Origin of the sequence: Bradyrhizobium sp. AS23.2 (genome assembly GCF_001908185.1) — a bacterium.
Lineage (GTDB): Bacteria > Pseudomonadota > Alphaproteobacteria > Rhizobiales > Xanthobacteraceae > Bradyrhizobium.
On record NZ_LGHM01000058.1, the window covers coordinates 1 to 25,320 of the forward strand.

25 protein-coding genes and 1 pseudogene are annotated in these 25,320 nt (G+C 61.3%); 5 read left to right on the plus strand and 21 right to left on the minus strand.

What is annotated here, in order from left to right:
- From AC630_RS47805 to AC630_RS46940, 8 genes and pseudogenes are all read right to left on the minus strand, one after another.
- Positions 1–159: pseudogene (locus AC630_RS47805) on the minus strand (ABC transporter ATP-binding protein); the annotation flags it as partial.
- 22 nt (positions 160–181) lie between these two features.
- The gene (locus tag AC630_RS13995) at positions 182–643 is read right to left on the minus strand and encodes an ATP-binding cassette domain-containing protein (RefSeq protein WP_349538554.1); all 462 of its coding nucleotides are present in this window, start codon (positions 641–643) and stop codon (positions 182–184) included.
- Complete coding sequence (locus tag AC630_RS14000; RefSeq protein ID WP_074119102.1) at positions 579–1,325, minus strand: ATP-binding cassette domain-containing protein; 747 nt, start codon at positions 1,323–1,325, stop codon at positions 579–581. Before AC630_RS14000 ends, AC630_RS13995 begins: the two co-directional genes overlap by 65 nt.
- Positions 1,322–2,335, minus strand: a complete 1,014-nt coding sequence (locus AC630_RS14005) for an ABC transporter permease subunit (protein WP_245330377.1) — start codon at positions 2,333–2,335, stop codon at positions 1,322–1,324. The genes AC630_RS14000 and AC630_RS14005 overlap by 4 nt, the downstream gene beginning before the upstream one ends.
- 41 nt (positions 2,336–2,376) lie before the next feature.
- Complete coding sequence (locus AC630_RS14010; RefSeq protein ID WP_074119104.1) at positions 2,377–3,243, minus strand: ABC transporter permease subunit; 867 nt, start codon at positions 3,241–3,243, stop codon at positions 2,377–2,379.
- Positions 3,244–3,255: 12 nt separating this feature from the next.
- Positions 3,256–4,491: an urea ABC transporter substrate-binding protein gene (locus AC630_RS14015; protein ID WP_074119105.1), complete on the minus strand. Its 1,236-nt coding sequence runs from the start codon at positions 4,489–4,491 to the stop codon at positions 3,256–3,258.
- 44 nt (positions 4,492–4,535) lie between these two features.
- On the minus strand, positions 4,536–6,059 hold the full coding sequence (locus tag AC630_RS14020; RefSeq protein WP_074119106.1) for an amidase: 1,524 nt from the start codon (positions 6,057–6,059) through the stop codon (positions 4,536–4,538).
- A 202-nt stretch (positions 6,060–6,261) separates the two neighbouring features.
- The gene (locus AC630_RS46940) at positions 6,262–7,074 is read right to left on the minus strand and encodes an IclR family transcriptional regulator (RefSeq protein ID WP_245330379.1); all 813 of its coding nucleotides are present in this window, start codon (positions 7,072–7,074) and stop codon (positions 6,262–6,264) included.
- Between the two features lie 162 nt (positions 7,075–7,236).
- Here AC630_RS46940 and AC630_RS14035 point away from each other — a divergent pair, with 162 nt between their 5' ends.
- Positions 7,237–7,509 (plus strand): nitrilase-related carbon-nitrogen hydrolase, encoded by a 273-nt coding sequence (locus AC630_RS14035; RefSeq protein ID WP_074119107.1) that lies wholly within the window; start codon positions 7,237–7,239, stop codon positions 7,507–7,509.
- Positions 7,506–8,123, plus strand: coding sequence for a pyridoxamine 5'-phosphate oxidase family protein (locus tag AC630_RS14040; RefSeq protein ID WP_074119108.1), 618 nt, complete (start codon positions 7,506–7,508; stop codon positions 8,121–8,123). The genes AC630_RS14035 and AC630_RS14040 overlap by 4 nt, the downstream gene beginning before the upstream one ends.
- 163 nt (positions 8,124–8,286) lie before the next feature.
- On the opposite strand, the gene AC630_RS14045 is transcribed toward AC630_RS14040, so the two are convergent.
- From AC630_RS14045 to AC630_RS14055, 3 genes are all read right to left on the minus strand, one after another.
- Positions 8,287–9,075, minus strand: coding sequence for an enoyl-CoA hydratase/isomerase family protein (locus AC630_RS14045; protein WP_074119109.1), 789 nt, complete (start codon positions 9,073–9,075; stop codon positions 8,287–8,289).
- A 62-nt stretch (positions 9,076–9,137) separates the two neighbouring features.
- Positions 9,138–10,406 (minus strand): ABC transporter substrate-binding protein, encoded by a 1,269-nt coding sequence (locus AC630_RS14050; RefSeq protein ID WP_245330380.1) that lies wholly within the window; start codon positions 10,404–10,406, stop codon positions 9,138–9,140.
- A 41-nt stretch (positions 10,407–10,447) separates the two neighbouring features.
- A complete protein-coding gene (locus tag AC630_RS14055) occupies positions 10,448–11,644 on the minus strand; it encodes a CaiB/BaiF CoA transferase family protein (RefSeq protein WP_245330381.1) in 1,197 nt (398 codons plus the stop codon).
- A gap of 161 nt (positions 11,645–11,805) precedes the next feature.
- Between AC630_RS14055 and AC630_RS14060 the strand changes: the two genes are divergently transcribed.
- From AC630_RS14060 to AC630_RS14075, 3 genes are all read left to right on the plus strand, one after another.
- The gene (locus AC630_RS14060) at positions 11,806–12,615 is read left to right on the plus strand and encodes an IclR family transcriptional regulator (RefSeq protein ID WP_074119112.1); all 810 of its coding nucleotides are present in this window, start codon (positions 11,806–11,808) and stop codon (positions 12,613–12,615) included.
- A 319-nt stretch (positions 12,616–12,934) separates the two neighbouring features.
- Positions 12,935–13,531, plus strand: a complete 597-nt coding sequence (locus AC630_RS14070; protein WP_074119114.1) for a YqaA family protein — start codon at positions 12,935–12,937, stop codon at positions 13,529–13,531.
- Positions 13,532–13,710: 179 nt separating this feature from the next.
- On the plus strand, positions 13,711–15,114 hold the full coding sequence (locus tag AC630_RS14075) for an adenylate/guanylate cyclase domain-containing protein (RefSeq protein WP_167561205.1): 1,404 nt from the start codon (positions 13,711–13,713) through the stop codon (positions 15,112–15,114).
- Between the two features lie 111 nt (positions 15,115–15,225).
- Here the strand turns inward: AC630_RS14075 and AC630_RS14080 are convergent, their stop codons facing one another.
- The 10 genes from AC630_RS14080 to AC630_RS14120 all read right to left on the minus strand — a co-directional run bounded on the left by AC630_RS14080 (position 15,226) and on the right by AC630_RS14120 (position 24,971).
- Entirely contained in the window at positions 15,226–15,999 is a 774-nt protein-coding gene (locus AC630_RS14080) for an SDR family NAD(P)-dependent oxidoreductase (RefSeq protein ID WP_074119115.1), read from the minus strand.
- 51 nt (positions 16,000–16,050) lie between these two features.
- Positions 16,051–16,272, minus strand: coding sequence for an acyl-CoA dehydrogenase family protein (locus AC630_RS14085; protein ID WP_083636261.1), 222 nt, complete (start codon positions 16,270–16,272; stop codon positions 16,051–16,053).
- Between the two features lie 144 nt (positions 16,273–16,416).
- The gene (locus AC630_RS43815; protein WP_143198038.1) at positions 16,417–16,845 is read right to left on the minus strand and encodes a hypothetical protein; all 429 of its coding nucleotides are present in this window, start codon (positions 16,843–16,845) and stop codon (positions 16,417–16,419) included.
- Positions 16,846–17,175: 330 nt separating this feature from the next.
- A complete protein-coding gene (locus tag AC630_RS14090) occupies positions 17,176–17,970 on the minus strand; it encodes an adenylate/guanylate cyclase domain-containing protein (RefSeq protein WP_074119124.1) in 795 nt (264 codons plus the stop codon).
- Between the two features lie 155 nt (positions 17,971–18,125).
- Positions 18,126–19,241 carry a DUF2336 domain-containing protein gene (locus AC630_RS14095; protein ID WP_074119117.1) on the minus strand — a complete coding sequence of 372 codons (1,116 nt, stop codon included), beginning with the start codon at positions 19,239–19,241 and terminating at the stop codon, positions 18,126–18,128.
- Positions 19,242–19,494: 253 nt separating this feature from the next.
- On the minus strand, positions 19,495–20,688 hold the full coding sequence (locus AC630_RS14100) for an adenylate/guanylate cyclase domain-containing protein (protein WP_074119125.1): 1,194 nt from the start codon (positions 20,686–20,688) through the stop codon (positions 19,495–19,497).
- A 111-nt stretch (positions 20,689–20,799) separates the two neighbouring features.
- Positions 20,800–21,384, minus strand: coding sequence for a HutD/Ves family protein (locus AC630_RS14105; protein ID WP_074119118.1), 585 nt, complete (start codon positions 21,382–21,384; stop codon positions 20,800–20,802).
- 121 nt (positions 21,385–21,505) lie between these two features.
- Entirely contained in the window at positions 21,506–22,027 is a 522-nt protein-coding gene (locus tag AC630_RS14110; RefSeq protein WP_074119119.1) for a hypothetical protein, read from the minus strand.
- Between the two features lie 197 nt (positions 22,028–22,224).
- The gene (locus tag AC630_RS14115) at positions 22,225–24,477 is read right to left on the minus strand and encodes a xanthine dehydrogenase family protein molybdopterin-binding subunit (RefSeq protein WP_074119120.1); all 2,253 of its coding nucleotides are present in this window, start codon (positions 24,475–24,477) and stop codon (positions 22,225–22,227) included.
- Positions 24,474–24,971 carry a (2Fe-2S)-binding protein gene (locus AC630_RS14120; protein WP_074119121.1) on the minus strand — a complete coding sequence of 166 codons (498 nt, stop codon included), beginning with the start codon at positions 24,969–24,971 and terminating at the stop codon, positions 24,474–24,476. The genes AC630_RS14115 and AC630_RS14120 overlap by 4 nt, the downstream gene beginning before the upstream one ends.
- Between the last annotated feature and the right edge of the window lie 349 nt (positions 24,972–25,320).

The following is a 25,320-nucleotide window of genomic DNA, read 5'->3' on the forward strand; positions in this document are numbered from 1 at the left end:
CGCGATGAACTCCCGTTTCTGCTCGACCACGATCATCGCCAGGTTCTTCTCGCTGATCAGTTTCTGCAACGTCTCGGCGATCTCCTCGTTGATGGAGGGCTGGATGCCCTCCGTTGGTTCGTCGAGCATCACCAACTTGGGGCGACCGCAAAGACAGCGGGCGAGCGCGAGAAGCTGCTGTTCACCGCCGGAGAGTAGTCCCCCCCGTCCGTTTGAGCAGCGCCTTCAGGCGCGGAAACTGTTCAAGAACCTCCTCAATGACATGCCTCTCTTCTTCGCCGGAAAGTGCAGCGCCCATTCTCAGATTCTCAAGAACCGTCAGGGCCGGGAAGATTTGCCTTCCCTGCGGAACGAGTCCCAATCCCTTCCTGGCCCTCTCATGCGTTGCGACTTGCGTAATATCTTCGCTCATGAAGTTGATGTATCCCGAAGTTGCCGGAAGGTAGCCCAGAATGGTCTTCAGCAGGGTCGTCTTGCCCATGCCGTTGGGCCCCCAAAGACCGATGCACTCTCCTTCAGAAACGCACATATCGACGTGATTCAAGATGGGGATGCGTCCGTACCCCGCCCCTACTCCCTTAAGCTCCAATATCATGCCGTTGCCCCATCCGCTTTCCGAGATAGACCTCGCGAACGCGCTCATCGGCCAACACAGTATCGACGTCACTCTCGACGAGGACCTCGCCGCGGTTGAAGACCGTCACCGTCTTGGCTATGCGCTTGATGAATTCCATGTCGTGCTCAACGACGATCATCGCCGATGAACGGTTGATGCGCTTGATCAGCTCCGCCGTCTTTTCCATATCGGAGCCGGTCATGCCTGCGGCCGGCTCATCCAGCAGGATCAGTTTCGGACGCTGGGCGAGCACGACGCCAAGCTCGACCCATTGCCGCTGACCGTGAGAGAGCTTCGAGGCTTCGGTGTTTGCGTACTCGCCAAGTCCCACCTCTTCCGTGATCACACGATCTGCAATCTGATTTGCCGCTGCGCGACCATGATTTCGTCTTGCGGAAAGCCAGATATTCTCGTGCACACTGAGGTTGTCGAACAGGCTCGGGATCTGCGTCTTGATGCCCACGCCGAGCTTTGCAATCTGATGGGTCTGCAATCCTGCTATCGAACGGCCATTGATCTTCACCGTCCCGGATGTCGGTGCATGCACGCCGGTAAGCAGTCGGAAGAATGTCGTCTTGCCTGCGCCATTGGGACCGATGAGGCAACGCAATTCACCGTCGCACACCGAAAAGTTGACATGGTTGACCGCTTTCAGCCCGCCAAAATGAACTGATAGCTCGCGCGTCTCGACCAGCGGTGGGTTCGTCATGCCCTGGCCTCACTCTTCGTCGACGCCCCGCCAAGGCCCTTGGTGGCCGCGTCGAGCCGTTGCACCGGCCTGCGGCCACGGGCAAGACGTGCGATCGTCGGAACCAGGCCTTGCGGCAGCATGAGCACGACGACCACCAGAATGCCGCCCATGATCAGATTGTTGTTGACGGTGTTGAGGCTGGCGAGGGAATTGGTCAGCCATTGGATGAGGACGCAGCCGATCACGGGCCCGGCGAGCGTTCCCACCCCGCCGACCACCACCCAGATGATGATCTGCACCGACTGTCCAAGCGCAAAAACGGCCGGGCTGGTAAAACCACCCCAGTTTGCAAACAGACATCCCGCCAACCCGGCGATTGCTCCGCCGATGACAAACGTGACCAGCTTGTACTTCCGCGCGTCGTAGCCCAGCAATTCGGCACGAACCTCGTTCTCCTTGATCGCAACAACGATTCGTCCAAAATCGCTGTTGATGAGAAGCCGCAGGCCGATATAGACCAGCGCCAGGGTTGCGACGCTGAGGGCGAACAATTCGGTGGTCGACAGCGTCCAGTCCGGGAATCCGGGGACATTGAGCTGCGGAATCGACGGAATTCCATTGAAGCCGCCCAACGGGACCCGGCCTACTCTGTACTCCGGTCCGGATGTCGAGCTGGCGAGATTGAAGAAGATCAGGGTGACCGTCAGCGTGATCGCACCGAGGTACACGTCGCTTATTCGGCCATAGAACAGGAAATAGCCGAGGGCAGCTGCGAACAGGCCAGGAATGACCATCGACAGCAGCAGAGCGATAGTCGTCTCGCCGAAATTGATTGCGCCAATGGCGTAGCTATAGGCGCCCAGCCCGAAGAAAACGGCGTGCCCGAAGGACAATATGCCGCCATAACCCCAGATGAACGCGAGCGACAGCGCCAGCACGGAGAGGATGGCATAGATGGTCAACTGGAGGAGTGAATACTCGTCGTAGATAGCCGGAAGGACAACGATTGCCGACAGCGCCGCGATCACGGCTGCCGCAATTGGCCAGTAGTTCCTCGAACCAATCATCACTAGATGCGTCCCTTGAAGAAGCGGCCGGTAATTCCGTGAGGCAGCAGCCGCAGCAAAATGATGGCGGACCCGAGCAGCGCGACCTCACCTATGACGGGCGTGGTTGCGAAGCTCGCCAATTGATTGACGGTAGCGAAGATGCCGGATGCCGAAAGCGTTCCGACCAGCACCGTCGACCCGCCGCCAATCACGGTGATGAACGCCTTTGCGACAAAGGCGGCGCCGAGCGACGGGACGACGCCCGTAATTGGCGCAAGCACGCCGCCTGCGAGACCGGCCAACGCCGAGCCGATAGCGAACGTCGCCGCGTAGACCCTTGGCGGCTCAACCCCGAGGGCCGACGACATGGCCGCGTTCTGCATCGTGGCGCGGGCGACCAGGCCAAATCTCGACAGCTTGAACAGCGAGTAAAGCGCCACGATCACCGCCAATGCTACAGCGACGATGAAAAACTTGTACGCGCTGACGCCGACGTGCCCGATATTGACGGGCCCGAGTGGCGAGGAAATGCCGGCCGTTGTGTTGCCGAACACGGTCGTCGCCAACCCAATAAAGAGCAACGAGAGCCCCCACGTCGCCAGCATCGTGTCGATGACACGTCCGTAAAGACGGCGGATGACGAACCGCTCGACGATCAGACCTATCAGTCCAACAACCAGAGGAGCGATCAGAAGGATCGAGACCCAGATGTTGACGCCGGCATTGGCGGCCGTGATCGTGGCATAGCCTCCCATCATCAGGAATTCACCGTGGGCGAGATTGATGACCTTCATCATGCCGAAAACGACCGCCAGCCCGATGGAAATCAGCACCAGGCTGGCGATTCCGCTTACGACCTCAAGGCCTACAGCAATGAGGTAATCCATGAAGCTCTCTGCTCAGATCTTGATGACGAACTGCTGGTTTTCGTTCGGACTCTTGATCAGGTCGCAAACCGAGGACGTATCGAGCGGAGCTCTCTGCGGCCACGTCTCGCAAACCGACCACTTCTTGTCCTTCACTTCACCGAGGCGGATATCCATCGTGCAGTGGTGCGTTGCCGGATCGATCGAAACCCGGCCGGTGGGACCGTCAAAGGAAATTCCGCTTTCCAGCGCCTCGAGCACCTGGGTTCGGTCAAGCGTCCCGGCCTTGCTCACGCCCTTGGCCCACAGATGCATGCCCTGGTAGGTCGCCGCTGCCAACTCGGTGATGTATGGGTAGTCTGCGCCGAACCGCTTCGCCCAGGCACCTGTGAATGCTTTGTTCGCCGGATTGTCGATGGAAGGAAAGTAATTTCCGGAAACGAGGATGCCATCGGATTCAGACGCGTTCAGAACGACGTGTTCCTGGCCGTGACTGAAGGTGCTGGACGCCATGGGAATCTTGCCCTTCAAGCCGGCGGCCGCCCACTGCCGGTAGAAGGACAGATGCGCTCCGCCGACCAGCGCCGAGAAAACGAAGTCGGGATTTGCCGCTTGTATTTTCTGCACCGTCGGGCCGAACTCGGTGACATCAAGGGGGAAGTAGTCGATCGACAGGATATTTCCGCCGTTCTCCAGGGCGTATTTCTTCACCCACTGCGAGACGATCTGGCCGTAATTGTAATCGGCGGCGACGATGTAGATCTTCTTTCCCCAGCGGCCCATGATATCCGGGACCGCCGTGGCGAGGTTCTGGGCCGGCGTCTGGCCGGTGCAGAACGTGTTGCGATCGCATACGCCACCCTCATACTGGGTGTTGTAGAAGTAGAGCGTATTGGTCTTGCGCATGATCGGGCGAATGACTTCCCGCGATGCGGACGTGATGCCGCCGTGCAGGACCGCGACCTTGTCGCGTAGCGCGAGCTCCTGCGCGAGCTGGGCGTATTGCTGCATCGAGGATTGCGGGTCTTTGGTGACGATCTTGAGCGGCCGTCCGAGCAAGCCCCCTGCCGCATTGATTTCTTCGGCGGCAAGGACCATCGCATCCTGCATCGGCTTTCCGTAGGCATCGAGACCTCCGGAGAGGTCATGGATACTTCCGACAAGGATGTCCGTGGCCGCCAGCGCGTTGCCGACAACGCCCGGTGACAGTGCGATCGCAGCCGACGAGATCACGGCCGTCTTCAGGAAATCTCTTCTGTTCATGCTCACTTTGGCTCTCCCTCCGTTAGAAAGTTGAAACGTCTTCAATTCCGTCATCGGGCGGAATGCGTCCGCCAATCGGTCGACGCCTCGAACGCGTGTGCGGCTCGGTAGAGCGTCGCCTCCTCGAACTGCCGGGCGACGAGCATCATCCCGATGGGCAAGCCGTCGTTCATCGCGCATGGGATCTGCAGCGCGGGATGGCCCGTCACGTCGAACGGGAATGTGTTCGCCATGTTCTCCGTTGCGCGCTGCATGATGAGCTCGCGCGGCGCGTCTGCCGTCGGCAGCGGTGGCGCTTTCAGAGGCGTTGTGGGCATGAGAAGGATATCCACCTCCTCAAACGCCTTGTCGTATTCAGCCCGGAGTTGGCGGGCGAGGTTTTGTGCCTTAGCGTAGTACCGTCCCCCACCGGTCTGGATCATGTATTCGCCGAGCAGCATGGTTGCCTTGACCGGGTCGGACAGCTCGTCGGCGCGAAGCCGCCAGGCGGCGTGCGCTTGCACCATGCTGGTCACATAGAGGCCCTTCCAATTGAACCCGTGACCGTTGCCCTTCATCATCTGCTGGGTCGCGCCCTCATAGGCGATGACGAGCCAGATCTTCGGGCCGAGCTGATGCATCGGGACCGATACGTCGCGCACCTCGGCACCAAGTCTCCTGAAATGATCGGCGGCGGACCTGACGCTTTCGTCGACGTCGTTCTCCGAGTTTGCGTGGCCAAAGCCCTCCTTGAGGATTCCGATCCGAAGGCCTTTGCAACCCTGGTCCAGAGCTTCGGTGTATCGCTTGGCCTCGGCTTGCGCGTTCTGGCGCGGGTCCAGGCCGTCCTGACCGGCGATGACTTCCAGCATCAGCGCGTTGTCTGCGACTGAGCGCGTCATGGGGCCGAGGTGATCGAGGGTAAGCTCTATCGGCATCGCGCCGGTGTATGGGACAAGTCCCCACGTCGGCTTCATGCCGACTATCCCGCAATAGGACGATGGGGTTCGGATCGATCCGCCTTGATCCCCGCCGATCGCGACATCGACGTCACCATTTGCAACGAGCGCGGCGCTTCCTGACGAGGAGCCTGCTGCCGAATAGCCTCGCTTATGAGGGTTGTGGACCGGGCCTTGCGCTCCGGTGTGCGAACCACCCGAGAGACAATAGTACTCGCACTGCGACTTGCCGATGATCGTGGCTCCGGCATCGAGCAAGCGAGTGACGACGGTCGCGTCAACGTCCGGCACGTAGCCTTCGAGGGCTGACGAGCCGTTCATCATCGGCACTCCCGCAACCGCCACGTTGTCCTTGATGGCCACGGTGCGACCGGCGAGCTTTCCGTGGCTCGCCCCTTTGATCTCCGTTCTGACGTACCAGGCATTCAGCGGATTGGCGGCAGCCGACGGGCGATACCCCGGCGTCCTTGGGTATTTCACCGGAGGCAAAAAGTCGGGAAGCGCCGCGATCGCCTCGTAGCTGTCGAGCGGGCCCTGCATGTCCCTGAGGAAGAAGGCCAGGTCTTCGTCAGACATGGAGAACGAAAGCCCTTTTGAGATTTCACGAAGCTTCTCCAGACCTGGACGCGCGATCACGCTTCACTCCCATAATTCAATACATTGAATTGTATTCTTCTATTTGAATAGTACCGATAACGGTCGCGTGATGTCAAGCGGGCGGCCGACAAATCTCGTCCGCGTCCATTGCTGGCCGCGGATGCCGCTTCAGATTCGATCGTCGTGGGACTGGTGGTTGCGGATCAGACCAGATGGACCGGCCCGTCCAGCTGCGCTGCGCTCAGCTCAGCAGATCGCCGAACTGCGAAAGGTTTCGAGCAAGCTCTTTGATTGCCGTAATGGCCGCCCGTTCGACGGTCGGCGTGAGATCGCCCTCATACATGGTGATCGCAACACCGGCGATCGCCCTTCCCGACGGCGTCGCAACCAACGCACCATAGGAGCACATATGCGGCCTGGTGCCTTTGATCTCCTTGGAATACCCGTCGCGGCGAGCTTCGTTGAGAATTCTGAGTAGCTCGGAGCGGTGCTTCGGGTGGTCCTTGGTGAGCTGCGGAAGCTCTTCGTCCGGGTAGAGCTTGCACACTTCCTCATTTGACAAGCTGGCAAGGAGTGCGCGGCCGCTCGCCATGCAGCAGGCCGGCATTCGCGTACCCGGCTTGAAAGCAACGCCAAGAGGTTGAGGACTGTTGCGCGCCGCAATGAACAGCACATCGGGCCCGTCAAGGACGGACATCGTCGCGCCGTTCTCACGGATCAACTGAATCTCGTCGCAGGCGGCGTAGAAGTGCTCAACGATTTCGTACTTGTTGATCTTTGAGCTCGCGAGGTCGAGCACTCGCAGCGAGAGGCTGAATGTGCCGTCGCTCGCCTTTTCAATGTAGCCTTCCTGCAGCAACGTCGTGCACAGCGAATGGGCCGAACTCATCGCAACGCCGAGCCTGGCTGCGATCATGGTCAGGTTCGGCGGCTCCGCCGAACCTGCAATGAATTCCAGAATCCTGAGGCCGCGCGAAAGCGCAGGCGCGCTCGTCCTTGTCTCTGCTTCGGTGTCGCGCGAGGCGATCTCGTGACGCGCCTTGGATTTCGGCATTTGGAATTTTCCATGCCCATAGGTGGGCAGCCCGTCAACAGTTCTCGCCCTTACGCGCAGCGCTTATGCCCACGTGACCACACGGCTTGACAAAGCTAGGCCATGATATTCTTATAGTAGAAATGATTTCAATATATGGAAATAACAGAGACTCTTCAAGCCATGACCAAATTCAACGCCGCCGTCGTCCGGGCCTGTTCGGTTGGTGACGACACTGCAGCAACTCTGGAGAACGCAATCCGATCGACCGAAGATTGCGGCAAACAGGGCATCAACGTCGCGGTCTTTCCCGAAGCCTTCATTGGGGGCTATCCGAAGGGCGCCAACTTCAACATCTTCAATTTCGATGTGGTCGGGCACTACGTGCGCCCTGACATCTTCAAGCTTGCCGTCGACGAGCGTTCGAAGCCGCCGGTAGAACGGGTGTCCGCATGACGGTTTTCAGCGACAGGCCCTTCTTTCATGAAGGCATGAGAGAATGGCAAGACCAGTTCGACGGTCGTCGGACCGCGGAAGCGATCGAGAAACACAGGAAGCACTATGCCTTCTGGGATGACGAAATCGAGATCGTGAGCAATGCGCGGTTCTTTTTCATCGCTTCGACGTTCGGTGATTACGTTGACTGCAACATCAAGTCCGGTGACCCCGGCTTTGTGAAAGTCGTCGGGTCGAACGTCATCGAGTACCCCGAGTATGACGGCAACTCCATGTACAGGACCGTTGGGAATATCTCAAAGAACCCCAACGTGGGCCTGCTTTTCGTGGTCTTTGACGGCAAGAGCCGCCGGATAAGAATAAATGGCAAGGCGGCGATAGCGACCGACCGGGCAGCGCTGGATCGGCACTTTGGCGCCAAGCTCGTTGTTCGTATCGAGTGCGAGATTTACCCCAATTGCCCTCGCTATATACCCGATTTGGCGCAGTCCAAGCCGTCGCCGCACGTACCGCGGAGTGGCGAGCCCGTTCCGCCGGCACCCGAATGGAAGACCAGAGACTATATTCGCTCGATCCTGCCCGAAGACGACCCGCATCGACCGCAAGATACTTAGCGTTGCGAACTGCAGCGCACCAGTTTCGCACCGGGGGGCCTCGATGAAACGCGACGAACGCGATCGAACCCGAACGAAACCCCATGCTTGTCCGAGCCGGACAAGTGAGCTGGCGGCCATTTTGACCTGGCTAGTTGTGTCGCCAGTTGCAAACCGATCGACATCACCATTTCGGAGGACGTCTCTCCACGAAGGCGCGCAGACCTTCCTGTGCGGCGTCGGTAACTGCCACGTTGCAGACGTCCTCGACTGCGTTCGCGATGCTCCGACGATAGTCCAGATCGATCTGGCGCATGAAGGCCGCCCGGCCCAATCGAACGACGGTCTCGGATTTGGACGCGAATTGCGCCGCGAGAGTCATCGCCGCGGAATCGAGTTCGGCGTCGGGAACAACTCTGTTGACTATTCCCAATTCGAACGCCTCCCTGGCATCGAACGCACGACCGCTGAAGAGCAGTTCGAACGCCCTGTGACGACCAATCAGCCGCGGCAGATGCGCATAGTGAATCCCGGGGATGATGCCGACGTCGATTTCCGGATAGCCAAAGGTAGCGCTTTCGCCGGCCAACACCACGTCACAGGACACCGCCATGGTCATGCCGCCACCACGTGCGGCGCCGCCCACGGCCGAGATCGACGGCTTGCCGAGATTGTACTGCGCATCGTACAGGCCAATGTAGAGCTCTTGCAGGAACTCACGGATCTGCTCGCCGGATTTTCCGAGCAGGATGTCGAGATCGAGGCCGGCCGAAAATCTCCTCGCGACAGCACTTGACAGAACGACGACACGTGCCGTCTGGTCGGCGGCGGCGCGCCGGAAGGCGGCCACCACCGCGCGTATCATCTCGAGACTTAACGCGTTCACCGGCGGTCGCTGTAGCGTGATCCTGGCGACGTTTCCGGAAAGCTCGTAGCGAACGGTTTCCGCCGCGCTGTCAGATTCTTTCGTCATTCATCTACCCCGACGTCCCTCGTGCCGATGGCGCTCAGGATCAAAAGGAACAGCCATCATCCTCAGTTTGCGGCCTTCACCAACGGACACTTTCCTTCCGAAAGCGGCCGATAGGCTGTCGCCGCGTCGATCTTGCCGATGACCTTCAGGTCGTCGAATTTGTACTTCGACTCCGCGGGCGACTTGACTTCAACCATCATGAGATCTTCCAACACGCGACCATCGTCCCGGATCGACGCGCCGTGGACGAAGACGTCGTTGACCTTCATTTCGCGCATCTTCGCAGCGACCTTCTCACCGTCCAGCGTTCCCGCTTCCTTGGCCGCTTTCAGCCAGTGCAGGACGCCCGAATAGGTCAGAGACTGCACCGTCGTGGGCGGATTGCCGCGGTAACGCTTCATGAACTCACGCGACCAGGCTCGTGTCTTGTCGTCGACATCCCAGTGAGTAGCGGTCGCGAACTGCAGACCCTGAGCGGCCTGCAGTCCAATCGCCTGGATATCGCTGGTGAAAACGACAAAGCCGACGACATGCTGGCCGCCCTGCGCAATGCCGAATTCCTGAGCTTGCTTCAACGCGTTGCTGAAATCGCCGCCGCCGTTGGCCAATCCAACTGCCTTGGCCTTGGAAGCCTGCGCCTGCATCAAGAAGGAGGAGAAATCAGAGGTGTTCAAGGGATGCATCACGTGACCCAGAACCTTTCCACCAGCGGCCTGCACGGCCGCTGCCGCATCCCGGTAGAGCGATTGGCCGAAAGTGTAGTCGGCCGCCAGGAAGTACCAGCTATCCAGTCCCTTTGCGACCGCCGCCCGCGTGGGCGCCGTGGAAAGGGCGTAGGTGTCTGGAATGAACTGAAAGGAAGTGGCAGCGCACGAGGGCCCGGTCAGCGTCGATGCGAAGCCCCCCGCGATGGCAAAGACGAATTTCTTTTCGCGCGCCAGTTCCTGCACGGCGGTCGCAACCGAGCTCGGACCGCCGTCGGCGACGAGAGCAACGTGGTCCACATCAACCCATTTGCGGACAATCGACGACGCGATATCGGGCTTGTTCTGATGGTCGGCGTGAATAACTTCGACCTTGCGGCCCAGCAGTTCACCGCCGAATTCCTCGACCGCCATTCTCGCGGCAACCGCCGAGCCCTCTCCGCTCAAGTCGGCGTAAAGGCCCGACGAATCATTGAGCACGCCGATCCGGATGGGATCGTTGTCGGCAGCAAAGGCTCCGGGGGCGACCGCGCTGAGAGCCAGCGCCGCAATTGCAATGATCTTCCTCATCGAGCACTCCCATGTTGTTTTGTTTCGCAGCTTCCGCTGCTTCGTCTTCGGCGACACCAGTGCAGCCCTGCGGCCTCGCCCACTCACGCGCAGACCGGTCACCCCTTCGAAGATTTTGAAGGCGTTTCACGTTGTTCGAATACGATCCCGCGCGTGATCATGTCGTCTATCTCGGACTGATCGAAGCCCGCTTGCCGGCACACCTCTCGCGTATCGGCGCCCAGAGCGCGCGGTGTGGAACGCACCGTACCCGGCGTGCGCGACAGCTTGATCGGGATGCCCAGCGCCTTGTACGCACCCTCCTCGACGATCATCGACCGATGCGCGGTGTGCGGTGCCGCCAGCACCCGCGGCACGTCAAGGACTGCGCTTGCCGGAATTCCCTTCGCGAGCAGCCGGGTGCTCAGGGCTTCCGCGTCCTGGTCTGAGAGGTGAACCTGGAGGAGGTCGTGCAGCTCGGCCCGGTTCTTCACCCGCAAGGCGTTGGTGCCGAACCGTGGATCATCCGCCAGGCTCGCGCATCCCAATTCGCTGCACACGGCGGTGAACTGTCCGTCATTGCCGACGCCCAGAAACAACGACCCGCTCTGCGTCTGAAACTCCTCGTAGGGCGCGATGCTCGGATGCTGATTGCCGGTCCGCGCCGGCACCACGCCGGCTTGAAGGTAACCTGCGGCGTGAGGGTGAAGATACGACAGTGCACAGTCGTAAAGGCAGACGTCGAGCTTCTGCCCGAGCCCCGATCGCTCCCTTTCATAGGCGGCCAGCAATATCGCCGCGAGCGCGTTCATGGCGGTGCCGAGGTCGACGATCGACATGCCGACGCGCGTCGGACCGGTTTCGGCCCGCCCGTTGACGCTCATGCAGCCGGCGATGGCTTGCACGACAGTGTCGTATCCGGGCAATCCGCCAAGAGGACCGTCTTCGCCAAAACCGGTGATGTGACAATAGATGAGCCGGGGGAATCTTTTCGACAGGACATCGTCATAACCCAAGCCCCAGCGCTCGAGCGTTCCCGCCTTGAAATTGTGGACCAGGACGTCCGCCCCCTCGAGCAACCGCAGGAGCAGATCGCGGCCTTCGCCCTTCGACAGGTCGGCGGCTGCATGCATCTTGTTGCGGTTGATGCCGCTGTAGAAGGCGCTTCCCTCCGGCCCGAAGGGTGCCCATGACCTGGTCTCGTCGCCCGACGGCGGCTCGATCTTGATCACCTCCGCGCCGTGATCGCCCAAAATCTGCGTGCATACGGGCCCGGCGAGCACCCGAGAGAGGTCGATCACCTTGAAGCCCGCCAAGGCGCCACCGCTCGACTTATCTTTCGAAATGCGGTCCTTATGTTTCATATATCGAAATTAGATTTTTCTTTTTGACACGTCAAGACCGGATGTGGCGAGTTGGATGTACAGATAACTTTGGACGACTCGTCCGGGCGGGAGATGGGAGAACGGGAAACTGAATGTCGGGAAGACGAGCCATAACGGACGATCGCCCTGTCAGCGATGCGGAGACCAGGGAGCGCGGATCGAACCCGAGTGGAGCCCTGTTGCGGGGACTGGAGGTGCTCGAGGCGTTTTCGCCGGAGCGCGCTTTGCTCGGCAACGCCGAAATTTCCGCGGCAACGGGTCTTCCGAAGCCCACAGTATCGCGGCTGACCCGTGCCCTCGTCGAGGCCGGTTACCTCGAATACGAGCCCGTCCGCGGCAAGTATCAATTGCGTCCGCGGGTCCTGACCCTGGGCTTCTCTGTTCTCAGCAACATGAAGGTCCTGCCGATCGCCCACGAGCAACTGCAACGGCTCGCGACCGCCAGCGGTTGCGCTGTCTCGCTCGCCTGGCCGGACCTGCCGCACATGATCTATCTGGACCGATGCATCGGAGAGGCGTTGCCTTATTTCTTCAGCGTCGGATCTGCCATCGACATGGCCAGAACTGCGACCGGCCGCGCCTATCTCGCGTCCCTTGATCCGAATGCCCTCGAAATCACGCTGAAAAAGCTCGCGCCTCACTATGCGGACGACTGGCAACCGTTGCGCGATGCCATCATGCTCGCGGTGTCCGAAGTCGCCGAAAGAGGATTCTGCCTCGTCGACACGACGTGGCGCCAGAATATACGGGGCGTCGCGGCTCCCCTCGTCTCAAGGGATGGTCGGACGCGGATGTCGATCAATTGCGTCACGCCCACTTTCGCGATGGACCAGGAAACGTTGGTGGGGAAATGGGGTCCCCTGCTTGCGAATACAGCCCAAGCGCTCTCGATGTATCTATAGATTCAAGGCGCGAGGATCTGCCCTACCCTGATCAGGGTCCAGCTACATCACCGGTCGCACAAGCTGGCGCTGCGCAGCGAAGCCAGTGTGTGAAGCGAGCAAGATGCCGCAGCGGACGCTTGCGTGTCCGGGCCTTCGCATCCTCCATCGGTCGACGCGACTTCCTCTGCAGTTCACGATATCGCCAGCACGTCCAGACCAGTTTGGCCGCATCGCTGCGATTCAAAGGCGCGACCTTCGTTCTTGGTTCGGGTTGAGGACCGCCAGTCACGGATTGCTGATCTTGGAGATCCGATAGTTGCTGTAAATATCGCGGATCATGTCCCTGTTCTCCACGAACCGCGAGGTTTGGCGACGCCGTGCTGAGGCTTTCTCAGACAGCAGATGGGGCCTGGCCCTGCTCGCGCTGATCGCCTTTGCAGATAGTTCGGTCCTTCCCGTTCTGCCGGACCTGCTGCTCGTGCCGATGTTGCTCATACGGCCGGATCGGAGCTTTCTGCTGTGCACCGTCTGCGTCGTCGCGGCGTCCGCCGGGGCCCTCCTTGGCTACGGCATCGGCCATCTCGCCTGGGCCGCGGTTGGACAAACGCTCGTCGATTTCTACGGTCAGGCTGACAACTTTGAGCGCTACCAGCGCCTGGTCGAGGATTGGGGTGTGTGGATCATTATCGCCAAGAGCTTCACGCCGATCCCGTTCAAATTCATCGCTATCGCTGCCGGCGTTGCATCGATGAATCTCTTGACCTTCACCGTCGCCTCCGTGATCGGTCGCTTCTTGCATTTCGCGATTGTGACGGCCCTCGTCGTGTTCTGGGGAACCCATTTTCTGCAATCGATTGAGAAGTATCAGCGATGGCTCGTCGGGCTCGGGCTTCTCACGGCGATCGGCCTTGGTATCGCCTACTCCTTCCGCTAACCAACGCCGGCCTAGTTGATGCGGGCAGCCGAGCATTTAGCGGACATCCATTCTCGCGAGTAAGTCGAAGTCCTCAGTCCGAGCTGATGACCCGAAACCCATCTATCACTAGACTGATTGTTGGTACGGCTGCTGATGACCGTTACCGCGCTGCAACCGCTCACTCGAGGAGGCCGCCCGTGACCACGCTTGTCGAGCGCCTCGACTTGCCCGCCGCGTTGCTGCGCGCGCGCAGTCGGCGCGACACTGAAACTGACACCGTTCAGTTTGCGCAGGCCGCGCTGGCAGCGGCCAAGCAGGAGGGCCTGCGGCTGGCGGTGCGAGCGCGCTATGTCGCGCTCGCCGTAATCGCCTGCCTGTTGCCGATTATCAACCCGGCATGGGAGCAGCTATATTATGTGGCGCTGCTGGGCCTGTTCGCGCTGATCGGCTGGGCTCAGGCCAGGGTTGGGCGGGTCGGCGTGTCGAGACCCGAGCTTGCGCTGCTGTTCTGCGACATCGCGCTGCTGACGTTCGTCATCGTGGGGCCAAATCCCTTTGGCTCCGGGCACTGGCCGGCGGCAATGCAACTCCATTTTGGCAACTTCATCTATTTCTTCGTGCTCCTGTCGGGCGCGACCCTGGCCTATTCCTGGCGCACGGTCATCACGGTCGGAACATGGACCGCCGCCCTCTGGATCATCGGCATTGCCTGGGTGTGGTGGCAGCCCGATCGCGATCCCGCGCTGACCGCCCGCATCGCGGCGGCGATCGGCAGCGACCACAGGCTGTTTCAACTGGTCTCGCCCAACTCGATCGTGTTCGGCGAGCGCATTCAGGAGATCGTCGTGTTCATGATCGTCGCGGTGACGCTCGCCGTGGCGGTGCGCCGCAGCAATGATCTCCTGATCCGCCATGCCGTGGTGGAGCGCGAGCGCGGCAATCTCGCGCGCTACTTCTCGCCGAACGTGGTCGAGGAATTGTCAGGGCATGACGAGCCACTGAAGCAGGTGCGTACACAAAACGTCGCGGTGCTGTTCGTCGACATCGTCGGCTTCACGGCCTTTGCCGACGCGCGCACGCCGGACGAGGTCGTACACACCTTGCGTGAATTCCACGCACTGATGGAGCTGGAGGTCTTCCGTCACAGCGGCACGCTCGACAAATATCTCGGCGACGGTCTGATGGCGACCTTCGGCACGCCGTTCGTCGGAACGGCCGACGCCATAAACGCCCTACGCTGTGCGCAGGCGATGATGACGGCGGCGGATCGATGGAACGACCGGCGCAAGGCGGCTGGCGAACCTCCGATCCGCGTCAGTTTCGGCTTGCACTATGGGCCGGTGGTGCTCGGCGACATCGGGCTGACCTGTCTCGAGTTTGCGGTGATCGGTTCGACCGTGAACGCCGCAAGCCGGCTCGAGGCCCTGACCCGCGCGCTCGACTGCGCGCTGGTGGCGAGCGACGATCTCGTCAGGCAGGCCAGGACCGAACTCGAAAGTGCAGAAGCGGTGTTTCGCCCCCTGATGGCCCAGGCCCCGCAGACCATCCGCGGGCTCGAGCAGCCGATTGCGGTCTGGACGCAGGCACGCGCGGAGGAGTGATAGGTCGGGGTGATCGCAAGAAGCCTGGCACGTTCGGAGCCTCAGTCGCATGAAGCGAGCGACTATTCCAAAGCGTCGTCCGACGAAGGAGTGGCTCCGGGAGTTCGCTCGTTAGACACCGATTGTATACCCGCCGTTCACCGAAAGATGCTGGCCGGTGATGTAGCTGGCTGCCGGCGACAGCAGGAAGCAGACCGGTTGCGCCGCCTCGTCGGGGGTGGAAAAGCGTCGCATCGGTATCTGTGACATAAAGGTTTCCCGGAACTTTTCCGACCGAGCCGTCTCGGTCATCTCCGTTTCTACCACGCCGAAGCAGACCGAATTGACGCGAATGCCGCGCGCTCCCCATTCTCGCGCCGCGCTCATGGTGATTCCCATGACGCCTGACTTGGCGGCGCCATAATTTATCTGGCCGATCGTACCGCGGCGGCCGGCATCCGACGAGATGTTCACGATCACCGCCGGTGACGTGTCACCCGTCTCGATGCGATCCATCATGTGCCGCCCCACAGCTTGTAGACAATAGAAGACGCCGGACAGATTGACGTCGATGACCTGCTGCCATGTCGCTTGCGACATCTTGTGAATCATCGCCGCGCGTACGATGCCCGCGTTGTTCACCAGGCCGTGGATCGCGCCGCGCGCGCGAACCACGTTGTCGACCAGCGACTGCACAAATTGCGGGTCCGCCACGGAGCCGACATGCGCGTCTGCGCGTTCTGGCCCGAGATCGGCGACCAAGGTCTTGAGCTTGTCTTCCTTCAAGTCCACGAGCGTAACGTGTGCACCAAGTTCGACGCTCTGTCGGGCGACGGCCTCACCGATGCCCTGGGCCGCACCGGTGACGATTATGTTGTAGTCCGCAAGGGTCATGGGGTTCTTCATGGTTCCTCCAGATGGGCTTGTTGGGGTTCTGCGACGAGCGCATTCGCCGATTCAATAGGAGCGCAGCATACCGGGATCGTACTGCGCAACATAATTCAGCACCATCTCCTCGGAAACTGGAGCGAACTTGAGAAGCCGCGCATCGCGCCACAGGCGCTCGACGCGATATTCCTTGGACAAGCCCATGCCGCCCTGGGTCTGCATGGCGCGATCGGTCGCCAACGCCACCGCCTGACCGGCGAGCCACTTGCCCATATTGGCCTCTGCTGCCATAGGACCGGCCAAGATCAGCCAGCGTCCGATCGCACCCGACCCAGTCGATCGGCTCCGCGTTGCTTCTTCGATGCATGGGGGTGATCCGAACGTTCAACTATTCTTTGCTACGAGACGCCGATGAGCGCCACGACATGCGAACGCTCAGAATTGAAATGGACGAACCGAAACCGACACCGTTCCATCCGGTGCCTGTTCTACCTCAAACTCCACCTGCTTTTGCGCTGTCACATCCTCCACCGTCGCAGACAATACCCCACTGCAAGTCACTGCTCGCTGGTCTTTGCTTCTTGAATTCGTGCTTATTTCATCACCCAACCTGTAGGACGCCCCCTGTCTCGCCTTTTCCCAAACTGCCAATTTTTCAGCTTCTGTGCTCGCACTATTTACTCTTGCTTCAACCACGCTCGAATGCCTGGCAGCGTAGTTGACAAGCGCATTATTGCCGTCGCCCGAAACGACCTTAACCACCGCGTTGCGCGTATCCAAAGAATCGCACTCAGGCCCGGCCTCGCCGCAACCGCTCAGCATCAGCAAAACAGGAAGACTCCCCAGAACCGTCTGCCGCTTCATCGAGCGCTCACGATTACCTTTCGGTGTCCGACAAGGCCTCCTGTTAGCGGAGCGGACGCCAATACTGGTCATTTTTCAAGCGAGTACGGCTAGTATGGCGTGGTTCTTCCTTGCCGGGCAAACCGGTTTGGCACAGATATGTTTCACGAGCAGTATATCGTAACTGACTCGCTTCGTATCGTTAGAAGTGCCTACCCCAGCGAGCAGCCGACGCCTGAATCGACCTCGCAAGCGGGACATCATCCCCCACCACGCTTCGTCCTTCGGGCTACGCGTGGCGCAGCCACGCCAGACCGAGCAGCCAAAATCCGGTGCCCCCTGAAAGCCCCCTCAATCCTCGACCCGGTACAGGCGCCAACGCTCCGGCACGCCCTTGAGCTGGTGAACACCGTGATCCCTGAAACGGATTTGGGATTGCGACATCAGGTCCTTGACCGCGCTCGAGACCAGGACTTCGCCGGCGCGCGCTTTCGCGGCAACGCGCGCGCCAATGTGAAACGCGAGGCCGACCACCTCGGTCCCGCTCATTTTGTACTCGCCCGCATGCAGCCCCACCCTGATCTCGAGTCCCAGCGTGCGCACGGCCTTCTGGATTGCAGTCGCGCAACTGATGCCGGCTGCCGGCACCTTGAACGTCGCCAGTACTCCGTCGCCCGTCGTCACGACTTCCTTTCCGCGTGACGTCTTGAGTTCTTTGCGGACGGCGGCGTAATAGTGGCCCATCACCTTTGTCCAACGGGCATCGCCGAGCTTTGCTGCTTTTTCGGTTGAGCCGACGATATCGACTATCATGATCGTGGCGAGCGCTTGTTTGAGCTCAGCGCTCCGATCGGCGGATCGGCGCCGGATCGCAATTGGTCCGGCCAGCGGTTCGTAGCGATGGTTGCGGCGCCGCGCGATCGCGGCCTTTGCATAGTCCTGGGCACGCTGCGCCGTGCCGCAACGAACTGTTTTCTCCCTCGGCGGAAGCGTCCAGTAAACCTTTCGCCCGTCTCCGGCGCCATGGACCTTCACCGCGCCCCACTTCAGGAAGACCGCCGAGCCTATGCGCCTGACACACCACGCCTTGGAGGTGTATCCGGAAACGTTCGACTGAAGGATTCCGATGCGAAGAAATTTTGGCATGATCGTGCGGCCAATCGATGGATCGTTTGGGCGGACTTCAGGCCAAGCGTATTTGTACATACCCGCGTTGGCAACAGGACTCCCGATGGACGGTGGGGTTGCATCAAACCCGAAAGACATTCACGCGGATCGGACGCGCGGCTATCTTGCCGAACCTAAGTCATGCGCTGAGACTGTCGAAAGGAGCTGCCGAAAACCTCGTCTTTTCGCGTTCGGTAGATGGTGACGACTTCCCGACAAGCCTTAACATTCAACCGGTGAAAATCGAGCTTCAATCGATCCAGCTCACCAGCGGTTATCCGGTAGTTGGCCGCCCCCAGAAACAGCAGCGCCATCGTTGTCGGCCATGAGAAATCAAGAGACTTAGCCAGGATCAACACCGGCTCGCGATCCTTCTCGATCAACGCCCGTTCCGCGACATCGATCGGCAACCGACAGAGCAACGACAGGGCGACAGTGGTCTCATTGAACTTGAGAGAGTGTGCCAGTTCGAAGAGCTTGTCTTCGGTCAACTCGCCTCTCTCATGCAGCTTCGCCACCGTGCGCTTCGCCGTGAAGTAATCCTTCGACGCCGGGCCAAACCTGGCGTGAATAGCCCCGGTCACGTCAACGACGACGCGATGGATCTGAGTTTCAATGTCGGGACGCTCTCTCTGGAGCTTCTGCCGCACCTCTTCAGAGGCTTTGGCAATCAGCTGGTGGAACAGATGCCGAGGAATGTCCTTTCGAAGTCCCACCGATTCAGCAAGGATCGAATCCCCTTCCGACCGCCGCACGAGGTGTAGAAATCCAGATGAGGAAAAGTTCGCGCCCGAATTCGATGCGATCGAGGTTACGACCTCGGAAGATCCCCGCACCACCAGCACATCGGTGACCGCCTCCGGAACCGCCTGTCGCTTTGAGATTGCAAGTAAATGCTGCTGGCTCTTGTTCTTGGCACACGCGATCAATGTCTCGATGTCAAGCCGCTCCGACTGACTGAGAACCGGCCACGCGACGTCAATGCAGTCGTCGTTGGCCATCTGCCGGGTCAGCGCATAGGGCGCGTTTGGGCTGCAGGCGAGCTTTCCCGCGAGCTTCGCCCGCGCACTCGTTTCAATCTCCTGCGCGAGACGACCGATGACCTCTCCGAAGGTCCATATCTGCTCCTCGCAATAAGTGCCGGCGATCAGAATGTCGGCCGCATGCCAGAGCGCCCGCAGACAACTCTCCGGATTTCCTCGCGCAACCGCTTCATCCAACTCGGCCAAAAATGACTTGGCGACAGCCATTGACGCGCTCGCAGTTTGAAAACAATCAAAAGCAAAAGGGGGTTTCGACGAAACGAGGCGATGACACCACCCCAGACCTCAACGCGCGGTAAAATTCTCACCGCCGCCTTGGGCCGCGCTTAAGGTCCGCCTAATCGGAACGATCGAATTCTAGGCATTCACCAGGCCTGACCGACCAGATTTGGCGGAAGCGCGCGCCTTCAACAGCCCGCACTGCGCAGACGTGTGTCAGCTCTCACGCGAGATATCGCCGTTATCCCTGATACGCAAACAGCTCGATCGGATCGCTGAATCCCCGCACCTCGTGTTTTCCCACATGCTCCAGCTCGAACTCCGGCTCAACCAGCTCGGCAAACGCGCGCGACAGCAGCACGGTTCGTCCCAACTGCTTGGTGAGGGCTTCGAGGCGGGAGGCCATGTTGACGGCGGGGCCGATGACGGTGAAGTCGAGCCGGCTGGTCGAACCGATATTGCCGTACATGACGTCGCCGACATGGACGCCGATGCCGTAGTTCAAGGGCGCGCGGCCGGTACCGTTGTTCCGCTCGTTCAGCGCCGCCATGGCCTGCCGGGCTTCGGCCACGGCATACAGCAGGTTTGCACAGGCCCGGGGCTCGCTGAGCGGAAAGATGGCGAGCAGGCCGTCGCCGATGAATTTGAGGATTTCGCCGCCATGCCGCGCGATCGGCTCCGACATCGCGTCGAAATAGTCGTTGAGGAGGTCGATGACGTCGTCGCGCGGCCAGTTGTCGGAGATTTTTGTGAAGTCGCGCAGGTCGCAGATCATGATCGCAGCCTGCACGGTCGTGCCGCTGCCACGCCGGGTCGCGCCGGCCAGGATGAGCTGACCAGCATGGGAGCCGACATAGGTCTCGAGCAGGGTTCGCGCCAGGCGATTCTTGATGCGGATTTCGCTGACCAGCGCCAGCACCGGCAACAGTTTCTTGAGGGCGGCGACGTGTGCATCCTCGAAACCGCCGGGGCGGTCGGTCGCGAAGGTGATGAGGTGCCGCTTGCCGAGCGTGTGGTAGAGCGGCCATGCTACATAGTCCGTCAGGCCTTTCGCCCGCATCTCGTCATAGAGGGCGTGCTTGCGGCCGAGCGACGGGTCCCGCTCGAGATTCTCGCGCACCTCGGTCGCACCGTCCTGCATTTCATTGGCGGGACTGCCGATGAACTCGGAGCGCCCGCGGACGTCGTAATCGACCCGTGCAATCTCCGCTTCGCGCATGCCGTCGGACCACATGAACCGGGCGCCAAGCCATTGCGGATGATGGATCAGGACGTGAAGCGTCGCCCGCTTGAGGGGAATGCCGGCCCGCTGGAGCCGGATGCACATCTCGGCAAAGATGTTGTCAATGAAGCGCTCGTCGCGCGTGCCGTTGGTCAGCCAGTCGACGACGCCATCGGAAAGCATGGCGGGGGGATTTTTGTCAGGCGCGTTCATATCCTGCCCTCCGGCGGCGGTCTGCATCGAAGGAGATATCGTGCTCCGGCTTCGCGGCGTCAACCTAGCCAACTGCACGGATTGTGCACATCGCCCATCGGGACGAGCCCTCTAGCCGGCGAGCCGGATCGACGCCAGCACCGCCAGGCCGGAAACGAGCACGAACTGCGATGCCTCGGTAAGCTCGACCTTCAGCGTGCCGGCGTCAGGGATAGCATAGTCCGCGCCGCCGAGACGGATGCTGCAATGACCCCGAGCCGCGTAAACCAGATGCGTGCCGGCGGCGAGCCGCCGATCGCCGGGTTCCCTAAGCGCCAAAAGCTCGATCTCCGCCGCGCCGCGCCGGGCCATCAGATTCACGACCTCGACCGGCCCGGCCTCCAGCTCGGTCACGATTTCGAGCTCACCGGTGAAGCGTACGGTCGTAAAAGGTTCACGCTCGTCGAATTCCTGCGTGGGTGCTTTCAGCACCAGCCCGCGCCCGCCGACGACCATCTGCAAGCGGTCGATGCCCGGCATATGGGAGAAGGGGCCGGGCGCCACGATCGGCGTGGACGCGAAGCGCCACAGCAGGCTGTCCCAATCCTTTGCCGGCGCACCGGGACGATGGGCATCCGCGATATCGGTAAAGATACCGCCGCCGTTCTTCCACGGCGAGCGGGCGTAGTCTTCCGATTTCAGCAGCGTGGTTTTCATGTCTTGACGTCGTCCGCAAAAGCAAGAGAGCCGGTATCGCCCGCGCATCATGCGCGCGATGGGCCGGCTTTGCCAACCGATTTGACGGACGGCCGCGCGAACAGGTTTCGCGCGTCTCTCCTCACGCCTTCGCGTCGAGCTGCAGCCTGCTCGTCAGCTCGTTGACGAGCGAGTCCACGAACTGGTTCTGATAGGCCGAGATGCCGTTGAAGTAGACCGGGCCGCCGGCCTGCACCAGCATGGCGCCGCCGGAAACGCCGGCGTCCTTGGTCCCGCCTTCGGATTTGGTGTCGAGCTGGCCCATGGCGTCGTTGAGCTGCGCGGCGGTCTTATCGTCCATCTCGCCGTTGGCCCGAAGCGTGGCAAGCAAGGCCTGATAGGCGCCGGAGAGATCGCTCCCGGTACTAGTCTCGGCTGTCGCGGAGAAGCTGCCGTTGGTCTTGCCGGTATAGCTCTTGTAGGTCAGCGTCTCCGTGGTGGTGCCATCGGCATTGGCCTTGCTGTCGAGCAGCAGCTCGAACGCATTGCCATACGCGCCCGTCGTCACCATGTTCGGATCGTTCGGATTCCTGTTCCTGCTCGCGCCGGTCTTGTCGGAGCCTGCGGTCCAGTTCGACGGAACGGTGTAGTTGACGCTGGTCACGACTCAACTCCCTTGTTTCAGCCCAGATTGCGTGAAGCGATGAGCAAGTTGCGTGCCATCGAATCATGATTGATTTACATCAGCTTTCTTTCCCGAGCCTTTCGCGGGATGGCTGTGCCGGCTGCAACGCTGCAAGATTTGCCCGGCAGATCAGTCCTCGCGCGTCCACTGGACCGCGGCCATTCGTTCGGACCGTATCAGACGAACTTGATGCCCTCGGTCTTGATCAGCGGCAGTTGGCGAGCACGTATTCCGGTCGCAGCAAAGATGGCGTTGGCGAGCGCGGGCGCTGCCGGAGGAACGGCAGGTTCGCCGATGCCGTGGATGCCCTCCTCTCCGGTGGTTTCCAACGCCGCGACCTTGATCTCCGGCGCCTGGTAAAGGCGCATGCCCTCGTATTGATGATAGTTGGTCTGAACCGCCCGGCCGTTCGCAAAGGTGAGTTCGGCGTTCATCGCGTGTCCGAGCGCCCAGATCACGGCGCCTTCGACCTGGTTTTTCAGATTGCCGGGATCAAGCACCACGCCGACCTCGGCCGCGACGAAGACGCGCTTGATCTTGATTGCATCGCCGATCTTCTCGACCTCGACCACTTCGGCGACGGGCACGCCGAACGACAGCGTGAAGGCGAGGCCCCGCGCATGGTCAGGCTCCGGCTTGCTGTCCCAGTCCGACATCCTGCGGACCTCATCGAGCACCGCTCGCGATGGCTCGTGCGAGCACAACCGGAGCCGCTCATGGAGCGGGTCGGCGCCGGCGGCGCGGATAAGCTCGTCGAGACAGCACTCGTGCAGGAAGGCGTTGCCGGATGCGCCGACCGAGCGCCAGGAACTGACCGGCACTAACTCTGGCACGCGATAGCCGGTCACCCGGTAGTTCGGAATCCTGAACGGCTGATCCCAGGCGCCGGCGACGATCGCCATGTCGGGTCCCGGTATGGACAGGCCCAGCCGGCCGAATTGGGACGCGGTCACCGACGGCGAGGCGATGCGGAGGTCGTAGGCGTCGACCTGGCCGTCCTTCACCGCTCCGCGCATGCGGGCGACGGCGAGTGGACGCGGGAAGTCGTGGGTCATGTCCTCTTCGCGCGTCCACGTCATCTTGATCGGCCGGCCCTGGTACGCCATCGCGAGCTCGATGCCCTGGCGCACATAGTCGTCTTCCAGCCGCCGGCCGAAGCTGCCGCCGCTGGGCTGGGCGTGAACATGGATGTCTTCGGTAGCGAGGCCGGTCATCTCCCGCGCCGCCTTCACCAGGAACACGGGAATCTGCGTCGCGGTCCAGATGTCCAGGCGACCATCCTTGAGCTGGACCACGACGTTCATCGGCTCGAGCGGTGCGTGGGCGAGATAGGGCACGCTGTACTCGGCTTCGATCACCTTCGCGCCGGCGAGCGCGGCATCGACGTCGCCGTCGTCCTTGCAGTGACTGTCGCGGCGCTTCGGGATGAAGGAGGCCTTCACCTCCTCGAACATCGCCGCGGTGCTCGCCGGATAGGACGCCTCGCCCCAATCGAACGCGATGAGCTTCGCAGCCTGGAAGGCGCGCCAGGTGTTGTCGGCGATGACACCGACGCCGCCCTTGACCGGCACGATCTTGAGGACGCCCCTCGCCTTCGCGGCCTTGGAATCGTCGTAGCCCCACAGGGCGCCGCCAAGATGCGGATTGGCGCAGACCGTGGCGTAGACCATGCCCGGCAACCGGATGTCTATGCCGAAGGTGGCCGTGCCCGTGCACTTGGCGACCATGTCGATCCGCGGCATCGGCTTGCCCAGATAGCGCCAATCCTTGGGATCCCTGAGCTTGACGTTGAGCGGCACATCCAGCGTGGCCGCAAGATCGGCAAGAGACGCATAGCTGAACGCGCGACCATCCGGCGCGATCACCGCGCCATCCCGCGTTTTGAGATCAGCCCTGGCGATACCGGTCTGTTTCTCCGCCGCGCGGAGCAGCAGCTCGCGCGCGGTCGCGCCGGCAATGCGCAGCCGGTGATAGGCATCGGCCACGGTCGACGAGCCGCCGGTCCATTGAAGACCGAGGAGCTTGCCGCCGATCTGGCTGATCGCCTCCGCCACCGGACGAAGATGCGCGTTGGTGGCCGCAATCGGAAGCCCTTCGCTGAGAACCCTGCCGTTGTAATAGAGCGAGCTTGGCGCCCCCGGATCGACCTTGATGTCGCTCCACGCGATATCCAGCTCCTCGGCGACCAGTGCCGCCTGCACGGAATAGGCGCCCTGGCCGAGATCGGCGCGCGGCGTGATGATCGTGACACCGTCCTGACCGATCCGCACATAGGGCGTCAGCATGTGCTGCCCCTTGTCCAGGCCATCTTTCAGCCGCGCGTTCACGCGAAACCGCTCGGAAAAATAATAGCCGACCACGAGGCCGCCGGCGGCCGCGCCCGCACCGACGAGCACAGCACGCCGCGAGAACGTGCCGAGGCGGCTCACGGCTCTGATCCTTGCAGCTTCCGGGCTGCGGTCCTGATGGCGGCGCGAATGCGGGTGTAGGTGCCGCAGCGGCAGAGATTTGCCGACATCACGCGATCGATTTGACCGTCGAGCTCCTTGTCAGACAAAGGCGGCCTGCCTTTGACCGTGGCATCCAGCAACGCGGTGGCGGCCATGATCTGCCCCGGCTGGCAATAGCCGCATTGCGCCACCTGATGCTCGATCCACGCCGCCTGCACCGCATGCAGCGCCTGCGGCGTTCCCTGCCCCGCGATCGTGATGACTTTGGCATCTTCCTTGAGGTCGCCGATCCTGAGCGAGCACGACCGCACCGGCCGGTCGTCAACATGCACCGTGCAAGCGCCGCACATCGCGATCCCGCAGCCATATTTCGGACCGGTGCAACCAAGTTCGTCGCGCAGCACCCACAACAGTGGCATGTCGTCCTCGACATCCACGTTGTGCGACTCTCCGTCGACCCAAATCACGCGCATGAGGGCTCCGGAAAACAAATGGTTCTGACGAAATGGACCGCCGGACAACCGGCACAGCGTCAACTTAAGGCTTCAATATAGTCGCCATTATCGCTTGGGAATGAAGCCGTGACAAGGACGCGCTTTGGCGTTCGCGCGGCTTCACGTAAGTTTTCCCGTGGCCCGGATGGAGCGCAGCGTAATCCGGGAGATCGCGCGAGCTTGGACAGTCAACCCGGATTGCGCCGCGCTCCATCCGGGCTTCTGTAACGGGCCTGAGTTAGTCAATCCCTTTTTGCGTCATCCACTCGCCGGGAACCTGCTTCTGTACGGGATCGGCGCGGTGGCCGTCGCCTGATGGGGTTCTGGA